This window comes from Finegoldia sp. P3-F-LR, assembly GCF_052932165.1.
In genome coordinates this window covers 70,324-83,041 of sequence record NZ_JBRFJE010000006.1, presented here as the reverse complement: position 1 = coordinate 83,041, position 12,718 = coordinate 70,324, and the positions used below count along the sequence as shown (strand labels likewise).

General features: G+C 35.9%; 11 protein-coding genes. 9 read left to right on the top strand and 2 right to left on the bottom strand.

Going from position 1 to position 12,718, the window contains the following annotated elements; translation table 11 throughout:
* Positions 1-136: 136 nt before the first annotated feature.
* From ACU68U_RS03905 to ACU68U_RS03895, 3 genes are all read left to right on the top strand, one after another.
* Positions 137-1,603 (top strand): C69 family dipeptidase, encoded by a 1,467-nt coding sequence (locus tag ACU68U_RS03905; RefSeq protein WP_446762794.1) that lies wholly within the window; start codon positions 137-139, stop codon positions 1,601-1,603.
* A gap of 281 nt (positions 1,604-1,884) precedes the next feature.
* On the top strand, positions 1,885-2,730 hold the full coding sequence (locus ACU68U_RS03900) for a KilA-N domain-containing protein (RefSeq protein ID WP_094206743.1): 846 nt from the start codon (positions 1,885-1,887) through the stop codon (positions 2,728-2,730).
* Between the two features lie 90 nt (positions 2,731-2,820).
* A complete protein-coding gene (locus tag ACU68U_RS03895) occupies positions 2,821-3,468 on the top strand; it encodes an SIMPL domain-containing protein (protein WP_094206744.1) in 648 nt (215 codons plus the stop codon).
* A gap of 40 nt (positions 3,469-3,508) precedes the next feature.
* Here the strand turns inward: ACU68U_RS03895 and ACU68U_RS03890 are convergent, their stop codons facing one another.
* Positions 3,509-4,870 (bottom strand): YjiH family protein, encoded by a 1,362-nt coding sequence (locus ACU68U_RS03890; protein ID WP_446762793.1) that lies wholly within the window; start codon positions 4,868-4,870, stop codon positions 3,509-3,511.
* Positions 4,871-5,242: 372 nt separating this feature from the next.
* Positions 5,243-6,499: a YkvI family membrane protein gene (locus tag ACU68U_RS03885; protein ID WP_446762792.1), complete on the bottom strand. Its 1,257-nt coding sequence runs from the start codon at positions 6,497-6,499 to the stop codon at positions 5,243-5,245.
* Between the two features lie 134 nt (positions 6,500-6,633).
* Between ACU68U_RS03885 and ACU68U_RS03880 the strand changes: the two genes are divergently transcribed.
* The 6 genes from ACU68U_RS03880 to thiC all read left to right on the top strand — a co-directional run bounded on the left by ACU68U_RS03880 (position 6,634) and on the right by thiC (position 12,645).
* Positions 6,634-7,395: an AIM24 family protein gene (locus ACU68U_RS03880; protein WP_446762791.1), complete on the top strand. Its 762-nt coding sequence runs from the start codon at positions 6,634-6,636 to the stop codon at positions 7,393-7,395.
* Positions 7,396-7,738: 343 nt separating this feature from the next.
* The gene (locus ACU68U_RS03875; protein WP_094204204.1) at positions 7,739-8,020 is read left to right on the top strand and encodes a hypothetical protein; all 282 of its coding nucleotides are present in this window, start codon (positions 7,739-7,741) and stop codon (positions 8,018-8,020) included.
* Between the two features lie 15 nt (positions 8,021-8,035).
* Positions 8,036-9,211, top strand: a complete 1,176-nt coding sequence (locus ACU68U_RS03870) for a hypothetical protein (protein WP_446762790.1) — start codon at positions 8,036-8,038, stop codon at positions 9,209-9,211.
* Between the two features lie 88 nt (positions 9,212-9,299).
* A complete protein-coding gene (gene moaA, locus ACU68U_RS03865; protein ID WP_446762789.1) occupies positions 9,300-10,247 on the top strand; it encodes a GTP 3',8-cyclase MoaA in 948 nt (315 codons plus the stop codon).
* 1 nt (position 10,248) lies between these two features.
* Entirely contained in the window at positions 10,249-11,163 is a 915-nt protein-coding gene (locus ACU68U_RS03860) for a cyclic pyranopterin monophosphate synthase MoaC/MOSC-domain-containing protein (RefSeq protein ID WP_446762788.1), read from the top strand.
* Positions 11,164-11,343: 180 nt separating this feature from the next.
* Positions 11,344-12,645: a phosphomethylpyrimidine synthase ThiC gene (gene thiC / locus ACU68U_RS03855; RefSeq protein WP_094204200.1), complete on the top strand. Its 1,302-nt coding sequence runs from the start codon at positions 11,344-11,346 to the stop codon at positions 12,643-12,645.
* Positions 12,646-12,718: the final 73 nt, after the last annotated feature.

Sequence of the window (12,718 nt, the reverse complement as noted above, 5' to 3'; positions counted from 1 at the left end):
TTAAATAGGAAGACTAGCTTCAAGGAGGATAGCTACGACCTCTATCTATACAATTATTATCCCATATGAAAGTGGGATTGAGAATAAAATGTAGTATTCATTACTACAACTATATTATACGAGGAGGTATGTAATTATGGCATGTACTACATTATTAGTAGGTAAAGAAGCGAGCTTTGACGGCTCCACAATTATTTCAAGAAGTGAAGATTCCCCTTCTGGAATTTTTACAGCTAAGAGATTTATAGTTGTAAAACCAGAAGATCAACCAAGAAAATACGAATCAGTTTTATCAGGATGCAAGGTGGATTTACCTGATAATCCTATGAGATACACAGCACTTCCAAACTCTGACACATTTGAAGGAGATTGGGCGGCATCAGGCGTTAACGAAAAAAATATTTCAATGAGCGCTACTGAAACGATCACTACTAATCCAAGAGTTCAAGGAGCAGATCCTTTGATTCAATCTCCAACAAAAGATGAAAAATGTGGCGGTATTGGCGAAGAAGATTTCGTAACTTTGGTTCTCCCTTACATCAACTCTGCAAGAGAAGGCGTTGAAAGATTAGGTAAATTACTTGAAGAACACGGAACTTATGAATCAAACGGAATCGCATTCCAAGATGTTGACGAAATTTGGTGGTTGGAAACAATCGGCGGACATCACTGGATGGCAAGAAGAGTTCCTGATGATGCATACGTTGTAATGCCAAACCAATTGGGAATTGATTATTTTGATTTCGACGATGCTTATGGTGAACAAAATGAATTCATGTGCTCAAAAGATTTGAAAGAATGGTCCGAAAAACATCACTTATTCTTGGATCAAGAAGATTATGTAAATCCAAGATTAGCATACGGATCTCATGATCATTCAGATCACACATACAACACACCAAGAGCATGGATTATGCTTAGATATTTCAATCCTAACACATTGATTTGGGATGGAGTAGACGCTGATTTCACACCAGAATCTGATGATTTGCCATGGGCAATGGTACCAGAAAGAAAAATCACAGTTGAAGATATGAAGACAATATTGTCTAGCCACTACGAAGGAACACCTTACGATTGCTACGCAAAACACGGAGATCCAGACTACCGCGGAATGTATCGTCCATTGGGAATTAGCCGTGACAACGTAACTCATTTCACACAAATAAGACCATACGCTCCAGAAGAAATCAGAGCAATTCAATGGTTGTCATTCGGTAGCAACGCATTCAACGCAGCAGTTGCATTCTACGCAAACGTAGAAACAACACCAAGCTATGTAGGAGATCAAGTAGTAAAAGCAACATCTGAAAACTTCTACTGGGCTAACAGAATCATAGCAGCACTTTGCGATGCGCACTTCAACAAAACAGCAATCTTCATCGAAAGATACCAAGGAGCAGTTCAATCCAAATCCAACGAAATCATCAACAAATACGACGAAGAATTTGCTAAGAACTCAGCAAACGCTCACGAATTACTTGAAAAAGCAAACCAAGAAATGGCAGATTTCTTAAAAGAAAAAACAGACAAATTACTTCACGACGTTTTATTCACAGCAAGCTGCGAAATGAAAAACGGATTCGCAAGAAGTGACAACTAATATTTAACGACAAATCGGGTTTGATAATTCAAATCCGATTTTTTCATAAAACAAAATTAATTTTTAAAATCAGAGCGAAAGAAATCAAACTTTCGCTCTATTTTTTTGCACAGACAAACAGCTACAATGCTGAATTAACAAACTCATTTTGATATAATAAAAGGTAAGAATATTTAATAAACAAGAATGAAAATATAGCAGGTGATCACATGGATAACATAACAGGAGCTAACCTTGGATTTGAAATTGTAAAGAGTTCACCAGCATAAGGAGGGAGTAAATTGTCGAAAATCAAGAAAGATCAAATTTCTGCTAAGGGATTTTCAATTCAAGTATATACTGAAGATTTTAAAAATGATTATATAAGCTTAACGGATATAGCAAAATATAAAAACACAGATGATCCAAGATTTGTTATTCAAAATTGGATGAGAAATAGAAACACCCTTGAATTTATAGGATTATGGGAAGTTTTGAATAATCCAAATTTTAACCGTGTGCAATTCGACACGTTTAGAAATGAAGCAGGCCTAAATAGATTCACAATGACCCCAGGAAAATGGATAGAATCTACAGATGCCATAGGTATAGTTTCAAAAGCGGGCCGATATGGAGGAACTTATGCTCATTACGATATAGCAATGGAATTTGCGTCTTGGCTTTCTCCAGAGTTTAAGCTTTATATTATTCAAGACTATAAAAGATTGAAGGAAGATGAAAATTCAAAGCTATCATTAACTTGGAATCTTCATAGAGAAATTTCCAAGATTAATTACAAAATTCATACAGATGCAATAAAAGAATATCTCTTAAAAGACCTAACTAATGAACAATTATCTTTTAAATACGCAAGTGAAGCAGATATGCTTAATGTTGCCTTATTTAACAAGAGAGCAAAACAGTGGCGTGAAGAAAATCCGGATTTAAAAGGCAATATGAGAGACTATGCAAGCTTGAATGAATTACTTGTGCTTGCAAATATGGAAAGTTATAATGCAATTCTTATTGGAAAAGGTGTGGATCAAAAAGATAGAATGGTAGAACTTAGAAAACTTGCAAGAACACAATTGTTATCACTTAAAAAACTTGGAGATGGCGGTATTAAAAAATTAGAGGAGAAGAAATAATTATTTGAGTAATTAATACATAGATTATTCTTTAGAAGTGTTTACATCGACGAAGTTGTAGGATAAATTTATCAGCAAAAGGAGATCATTATGGAAAGAACTATTCGCGTAAAGGGTAAGGGCAAGATTTCGGTGAAGCCTGACACTATCAAGATTACGATAAAAGCTGAGGGTTTGTGCTGGAATTATGACGAAACTATTGAACAATCGACACAAGACACGAGGATTTTACGAGACGCTTTGAAAAATGCGGGGCTCGACCCGAAGAATTTGAAGACGACATATTTTTCGATTGATTCTGAATACGAGAGCTATCGTGACAAAAACGACGACTATAAGGACAGATTCGTAGGTTACAAATACGAGCATCGCACATATATTGAGTTTGCCAATGACAATAAGATACTGGGAAAAGTTTTGTACGAATTGGCGCATTGCGATGTAAAAGTGAAGTTTGAAATCAATCACACTGTAAAGGACAAGGAAAAGGTCAAGAATGATTTGCTAGAAAAAGCTGTAGAAGATTCTACGACGAAGGCAAAGGTGTTGGCGAAGGCTTCTGGTGTGAAGTTGAAGGAAATACTAAACATAGATTATTCGTGGGGAGAAATTGAGATATATTCTTCGCCGATGGATGATTGGATGGTTTGTGAAGCGGCATCGACATATGACATAGACATCGAGGCTGACGACATTGATGTGCAAGATACTGTTACAATTACGTGGACAATAGAATAAATCAAAAAAACCAGAGAATTGTACGTTCTCTGGTTTTCGTTTACATAAACAACAAATGTGCGATTGGTGCTACTATCAAAAGCGAAATTATTGTTCGTTCGATAAATATGACGAATAATTCGAACAAGTTTACAGGAATTGACGATGCTAGGATTAGTCCACCGACTTCTGATAAGTATATCAATTGTGTTACGGAGATTGTCGCTACGATGAACTTGGTCATTTGCGATTGAATTGTGCTTGCAGCGATGATGGATGGTGTGAACATGTCGCTGAATCCTACAATCATTGTCTTAGAGGCTTCCAAACTTTCTGGAACTTTCAGAAAATTCAACAGTGGCAAGAAAGGCTTGCCCAAGATTTCAAAAACTTGCGTGTTGTTGGCAAGTACAAGTGATGCCGTTCCGATTATCATAACAATCGGCATTACTGAAAACCACATTCCAAATGCGTTTTCGATTCCGTTTTTCAAAAATTCTCCGATTCCTTTGTGAGATTCTGCACGTTTGATTGCCAAATCTAGTCCGTATTGTACCGATGAATTATAATTTTCTGCAATATCTTTGCTATCATGATTAGAGCCTACTACGTAGTCGTCTTTTTTTAGTGACAATGGTGGAATTCTTGGGACTATAATCGCACAGACAATTCCAACTAAGCACACCAATAGGTAGTACACTCCGAAATAGTCGACCATGTCAACTTGGGATAAAACGATAAGGCTGAATGTGATGGAAACTGCAGAGAAATTCGTAGAAATAATTGCAGCTTCTTTTGCAGAATAATATCCAGACTCGTATTGATTTGCAGTCAGCATTACTCCCAATGTTCCATCTCCAATCCAACTTGTGATGCAATCTACTGCGGCACGTCCAGGAATCAAAAATACTGGGCGCATTATTTTTGTGAAAATCGCACCGATAAATTCCAAAAGTCCGAAATCTAATAAAAGTGGTAGAAGCATACTTGCTATTACGAAAATAATTACAAGTGATGTCAACAAATCGTTGAGTATAAATGTTGCAGATTCATCGGCAACTATCATGTCGAAAAACGGCCCAAGGTTAAGCTTGTCCTTCAACACTACCATCCACACGACTATAAATCCTAGAATTCTAAGTACTAGCCACACAGGCGTTACAGAAAATGTTTGATCTAAAAGTTTGTTTTCTTTGATGAATTTTACATTGAAACTTGCCAAAACACTCATCACAAAAGATATTGTGATTATAATTGTGCAAAGTGCTGGCAGATAATCGCCGATGGTTTTGGCTATAAAATCAGCGAAAATTTTGACGATTATAGTCCATTCGCCATCGAATTTTACGGGTATCATGAAGATGATTATCCCGATAATCGATGGAATCAGAAAATTCAGTAATGATTTTTTGTTGGTTTTCATATTATCTCCTCGCTTTAAAATATTTCAACTAGTATAACACTTATGAAAATATGATGCAAGAAAATAACAAATAAAATTAATTAGAAGAAGTGGGAGATCCTTTGGCTTAATAAATTAAAAAATCCTCTGTCACGAATATCTAGACTACACAAATTGAAGATTTCTAAATCTCAAAATCCTAAAATCGTAAGCACGTTAACGCTTACGCAAATGCGTTTTTGACGGATTTTTTCGATTTGAAATCAAACAATTTGTTTCGTATGATATTCTTAGCCAGAGGATTTTTTAATTTGCTGAGATTTCTAATCCGTAGAACTTTCTAATCTACGAAAATCTCAAATAAAAAAGGCTACCGGTATAGCAGCCCATAAATTATTCTTCCGTATCTTCTTCATCATCATTTGATTGATTTTCTTCAGCCATTGTTTCCATTTCTTCTTTCAAAACTTTGTTGTCCAAGTTAGAATCTTCAATCATGGATTTTACTTTTCGTTCATCTTTTTTGCTGTAATACTGATCGTCGTCGTATTTCTTTTCCAATAAATCCAAGATTTTAAATCTTCTTTTGGATTCTTTTTTGATTTTTTGGAAGTCTCTGATGTATGCGTAGATTAGGAATATTATCAAAATTATTCCAGCGTAACCGATGATTGGGTATGTGATGCTGATAAGTTTTCTGAATCCTAAAAAGCTTAGGAAAAATCCTATCGTTACAAATCCAATCAAATACATTTTGTATTTTGTAGGATTGTCCTTGGAAGCTCTTTTAGCTAACGAATAATACAAGCCGATAGCTGTGTTGAAAATCATTCCGAATATTACAAAACTCATTATCAAACCTAAAACTGGATTGATTTCTTCGATTAGAGTTTGTGTTGGAAGATCTGCATCTTTTAATATATCGACTCTCATGAACAACACAACTGCCAAGAGAGCTGTTATGGTTCCTGTGATAAATCCTCCCAACAATCCACTTACTTTGGCCTCTTCTGATAAAACGTGATTGCCACCGATTGCAAACGCCGTACTTAAACCAACCATCATACACAATGAAAAATAGTTGATTACAGAAAGCCAAGGACTGTCGAAATTTTTCGGAATAGTCTTAGCAATTGGATCCAATTGGTCAAAACTTCCGTCAAATTTTATAATTGTATAGACTGATGCGATTAAAATTAACGCAACAATAATTGGCGTGAATGCTCCGATAATTCTTGTAACTTTTTCAAAATCCATCATTCCAACGAAAATTACAAGTAGTGCGCAAATCAAAGACCCTATCCATGGAGCTAGTCCAAATTGTTGGTTGAGGTTGGATCCTGCACCTGATAGCATTACGAATCCGATTATAAATTCTGTCAAAATAAGTAAAATGTCGAAAATTCTAGTGAATTTTTTGGATGCTATTTCGTCCAAAACATCGCTGTGTTCATCTGCAAAATAATACGAACCCAACTCTAAAATAATCGCTCCAATAAATGTATGCAACAACAAAACAAATAGCGCAGTCCATAAACCAGATTTGCCATAAGCTGTGAAATATTGCAAGATTTCTTGTCCACTTGCAAGCCCAGCACCAGTTAGCACTGCTACATAAGCAAGGGAGGTGTGTAATATTTTCTTTTTCATAGTTCTCTCCTTCTTTTGTAAAATTATATAATAAAATTCAAAAATAGCCAAGATGTAATTATATAACAAATTTTACAAAAAGCAAATTAGCGAATTGAACAATATGGTATAATATTCATGAAAAGAGGTGCTATATGTTTAAAGTTAAAAATTTTGAAGATAATGATGATGTCATAATCAAAGAACAAAATGGAGCATTTAAAGTTGTAGAATACAAGAGGGATTTGTCGGTTGATTACGAACAAGCACAAAGCTCTTATTTCGCATCAGAAATGAATGTCAGAAGAAGACAATTGGTGTGTGATGTTTCTCAATCAAACATAACTGTGCAAGCAGGTGCTATGCAATGGATGATTGGAAATGTCAGCTCAACTACCGGAATAAAAGGGGCTGGAGATTTCTTCAAAAAAGCATTGCGTGGTTCTGTAACGGGTGAAGGTGCGATAAAGCCAGAATACACAGGCGACGGGCTTTTGGTGTTGGAACCGACATACAAGCACATTTTATTGTTGGATGCAGATGATTGGAACAACGAAATCATCATTGAAGATGGATTGTTCTTGGCTTGTGATTCTGAATTAGAACACAAAGCTATTATGCAATCCAATATTTCATCGGCTGTTGCAGGTGGCGAAGGTCTATTCAACTTAGGATTACATGGAACGGGAATTGTCGCGTTGGAATCTTATGTACCGAGAGAAGAATTGATTGAAATAACGCTTGACAATGATGTGTTGAAGGTAGATGGAAACATGGCAATTGCTTGGAGTGGTTCGTTGAGTTTTACAGTTGAAAGAGCTGGTAAATCATTGATAGGTTCTGCGACAAGCGGCGAAGGACTTGTGAATGTGTACAGAGGAACTGGAAAAGTTCTAATGGCACCAGTTTTGGAATAAAATGGTGAGTATTTAATAGCAAACCGTTAATGCTAAGAATATCATACGGAATAAATTGTTTTGATTTCAAATCGAAAAAATCCGTAAAAAATCGTACCGCGTAAACGAAGTGTGCTTACGATTTTAGGATTTTGAGATTTAGAAATCTTCAATTTGTGTAGTCTAGATATTCGTGCATTAAGGTTTGCTATTTTTTGCTTGTTATTTTTAATTTGTCGTAATAAATTTTAATCGTGAAAGTTTGCAAAAATTTTCGCGTTTTTTTATTCGGACAAATCGAATATGGTATAATAAAGAAAAGTATATTCAAAGTAATGTAAAGAACATCTTGGGAGGCACTACTATGAATAAATTGAGAAACAAATTATACAAATACGAATTTAGGACGATTATTGTGGGTGTAATTCTATTTATTATGGAATTGAAACTTAGAATGAGTTATCCGAAACTTGTAAGCGTTTTGATATCACCATTATCAAGCATTTTCATCTATGCTTCTATAGCTATTGTGTTGATGCTGATGGTTTTGGAGATGTTGGCAGCGATTAAAAACAGAGATTTCGATATTTTGTTTTTCATTTTAATCATTTTAGCGGGACTTTATTTGATGTATCGTATTATTTAAAATTTGGAGGATATTATGGGTATATTTGATAAATTAAAAAGCGTTTTTTCTTCAGAAGAAAAGGAGACTAACAGTCAAGCTCACAAAAATGATTGGTATGTTTTTGAATGGAGTGTAAAGGACACTGGGGAAATCTTCTATGTTGGTTACGGTTATGGTGAAGATTCTAAGTCTTTCGGATTTGAAAGTTATCACGGAGAAAGAATCAAAGAAAAATTAGATGTGGAATCGAAAATCATCAAGGACAACTTGGAAGAAGACGAAGCTCGTGATTTGCAACAAGAAGAGTTGAAGAGAGTGTTGAAAGAAACTGACAATGTAATTATCAATCGTGTGACTCCTAATATGATTACTAGAAAATCGGGATTATTAAAGTCAGAAACTACACCAAACTACAGATTTGAACAAGCACCGGTGTTGTATGTCGCTGAATATGAACAACATTATTTGGATATGGATTATGATGATTTCGAAAAGGTTGACTTGGATAATTTGAAATCTGTGTACTTAGTAGAAAAAGGCGTTGACGATGAAATTATCGCGAACATTTACAAGGATGATTTGGATAAATATTTGAACCAAACAAAATCTTTGTTGGAACACGAAAACATTAAAATCGTCGACGACCAATTTGCAAATGATGTAACTGCTTGGATTTACATTGGCGATGATTCCATTGCAAAGGTTAAGGAATACGAAGACAAGGCACAACAAAAACTTTCCAAGAAAATTCCTGTATATCACATGATGGATGTGTTGAAGAAATTAAAAGAAGAAAACAAGGATAACTTGGATGAGATTTTCAACAAAATCAAGACTACAAAAGAAGTTGTAATTCACCCACACAACAGTAGAGTTGCTGTGTTTGATATCAAAAACTTGGACGATCCAGCTAAGGGTGCGAAGGAAGGTTTGAGATATTGGAACGAAGGAGAAAAATTCAGAAAGGATTCTCACTTCCAATCTGCAATCAAAAACTACGACACTGCGCGTGAAAACGGATTGTGTACTCCTGCTCTTTACAGTTCTTATGCTAGTGTGTACAGAAGCATGAAGGATTACGACAACGAAATTGATATTTTACAAGAAGGTATCAAGAGATTGTCCGATCAAGATAACGTGTCTGAATCTCACATTAATTCTATGAAGGAAAGATTAGAAAAAGCAAAGGAACTTTTATTAAAAGAATAATTTGAACGAATTCTCCAATTTGAGAAATCAAGTTGGGGAAATTTTTTACCCTTAAGCGTTATATGATATAATATATAAAGGTGGTAAAATGAAAGATTCTCTCGGAAGAAAGATAGATTATTTGAGAATTTCGGTGACGGACAAGTGCAATTTGAGATGCAAATACTGTATGCCAGAAGAAGGAATACAGCACTTGAATCACGATGAAATTCTGACTATAGATGAAACTTTGAAAATCGTAGAAGTTTTCAAGGATTTGGGAATAAAAAAAGTACGTTTAACTGGAGGCGAACCTTTGGTTAGAAACGGAATATTGGATTTGGTAAAAGGCATCAAGGACATGGGAATAGAAGAAATCTGCATGACTACCAATGCGATTAAATTGTACGATATGGCTGACGATTTAAAGGAAAGTGGCGTGGACAGATTCAACATTTCGCTAGACACTTTGGATGTGGATAAATTTCGCGACATAACGCGTGGCGGAGATTTGAAAAAAGTTTTGAAATCCATCGACAAATTAAAACAAATGGATATGAAACCAATCAAAATCAACACCGTTGTGATGAGACATTTCAACTACAATGAGATAGAAGATTTTGTGAAATTCGCAGAGGACGGAGTGATTGTGAGATTTATTGAGCTGATGCCAATTGGTGAAGCTATTGGGAAATCTGATGATTACGTGTCAAATGAAGAAATTATCCAAAAAATCGGCGATTTGAAAAAATTGGATGATAATTTGAAAAAATCCAAGGTCGCAGAATATTACACCAATCCAAATGGTGCTGTGGTTGGATTTATCAATCCGATTTCTCACAAATTCTGCTCTGAGTGTAACAGGGTTAGGTTGGATTGCAAGGGCAATTTGTTGATGTGCTTGCATTCGAATAAGTCGATTAATTTGAAAGATCGTATTCGAAATGGCGACGATATTCGACAAATTATTACACAAGAAATATACAATAAACCAGAAAGACATTATCTCGAAGAAGGTAACTTCAACAAAAGGGATATGAATACTATAGGAGGTTAATGTGGATTTAACTCATTTTAACGAAGATGGTTTGCCAAGAATGGTGGATGTATCTGAAAAGGAAACTACTAAAAGAGTTGCTGTGGCTCACAGTAGGATTTATATGAAAAAAGAAACTATGCAAAAAATCACCGAAAAATCCATCAAAAAAGGCGACGTTTTGAGTGTCGCACAAACTGCGGCGATTATGGCTGCGAAGAAAACATCGGAGATTATTCCAATGTGTCACAATATTTTCATCACAGGAGTTGATGTTAAATTCGAATTGGCAGATGATTTTATAGATATTTTCGTTCAATCAAACACAGAATCGAAAACTGGAATTGAGATGGAAAGTTTGACTGCTGCAAGTGTGGCGGCTCTTACGATTTACGATATGTGCAAGGCTATTGACCGTTCGATGCGAATTACAAATGTGGAATTACTTCACAAAGAAGGTGGCAAAAGCGGCGTTTACAACAGAAGTGTCGACAGTGATGAGGCAGTTGTCATCGATGTGAATATCAGCGAGAAAAAAGGCACTGTGAAAACTCCTGTAGAATTTGCAGAATTAAAAGTGAATCACGGGTTGGTTGGAGATGCACACGCTGGAAATTGGCACAGACAAGTGTCGCTTTTGGCAGAAGAATCCATCAACAAAATGCGCGAGATGGGTCTTGATTTGAAAGACGGGGATTTCGCTGAAAATATTACGACGAGAAACATTGAACTATTTACGCTTCCGGTCGGTCAAGTGTTGACGATTGGAGAATGTGTGCTTGAAGTGACACAAATCGGCAAGGAATGTCACAAAGGTTGTGCGATAAAACAAAAAGTCGGCAATTGTATTATGCCAACGGAAGGAATTTTCTGCAAAGTTTTAAAAGGCGGAATTATTAAGAAAAACGACAAAATCAAGCTTGTAGAATTAAATTAAAAGTTTGTGTTATAATATATTTGGAGTCTGGGGGTGCTTTACGCTGAGATCTTTTTAGAAACCCTTATACCTGCTCATGATAATGCATGCGAAGGGAAGAACTTAGAATGTTTTTTGCGGATACATGGGTTATGTATCCGTTATTTTTTTCCAGTCTCCAAATCAATTTAGGAGGTATTTATGGAATATACAACTCAATTAGACGCTGCAAAGAAGAAAATCATTACAAAAGAAATGAAAAGAGTAGCGGAAAAAGAAAATATAGACGTAGAAATTCTTAGAGAAAAAGTTGAAAAAGGATATGTGGTTATTCCTGCGAACAAAAACCACAAATCATTAGATGCACACGGTGTTGGTGAAGGTTTGAAGACTAAAATCAACGTGAACTTGGGAATTTCAAAAGATTGCTACAACATTGAAAAGGAAATGGAAAAAGTTAGAGTAGCAATCGACATGGATGCAGAAGCGATAATGGATTTGTCAAATTACGGAAAGACTAGACAGTTCAGAGAAGAACTTATCGACTATTCTCCTGCAATGATTGGAAGTGTTCCGATGTACGATTGCGTTGGAATGTTAGATAAAGAATTGAAGGATATTACTGAAGAAGAATTCTTACAAGTTGTGGAACAACACGCAAAAGATGGAGTGGATTTCATCACAATTCACGTAGGACTTACAAGAGATATCGCAGAACATTTGAAGACAACAGATAGAATTACAAAAATCGTATCACGTGGTGGATCATTATTATTCGCGTGGATGATTGCTAATAACAAGGAAAATCCACTTGTGACAAGATACGACGATGTACTTGAAATCTGCGAAAAATACGACGTCACACTTAGCTTGGGAGATGCACTAAGACCAGGTTGCATTAACGATGCGACAGATGATTTGCAAATTCAAGAGCTAATCAATTTATCCAGAATGGCAAAAAGAGCCTACGAAAAAAATGTACAAGTAATGATTGAAGGACCAGGTCACGTTCCAATCGACCAAATCGAAGCGAATATGAAAATCGAAAAAACAATCTGCAACAACGCGCCATTCTACGTGTTGGGACCTTTGGTTACAGACATTGCACCAGGATACGACCACATCACATCAGCAATTGGTGGGGCAATCGCAGCAAGTACTGGAGCAGATTTCTTGTGCTACGTAACTCCTGCTGAACATTTGAGACTTCCTAACTTGGAAGATATGAAAGAAGGAATCATCGCTACGAAAATCGCAGCACACGCTGGAGATATCGCGAAGAAAATCCCTGGAGCAAAAGAAAGGGACGACGAAATGAGCAGAGCGCGTTTCAACTTGGATTGGGAAAAAATGTTCGAACTTGCAATTGACAGCGAAAAACCAAAGAAATACAGAAAAGAATCTCAACCGATTGAAGAAGATTCCTGCACAATGTGCGGCAAAATGTGTTCAATGAGAACTGTGAAGAAAGTTTTGAACGGCGAAGATGTCAATTTAATTTAGAAAAATTGATTTAACAACAAATTTAATTTTTAAAATATGAATTCAACCATCAAGAATATCTTGGTGGTTGTTT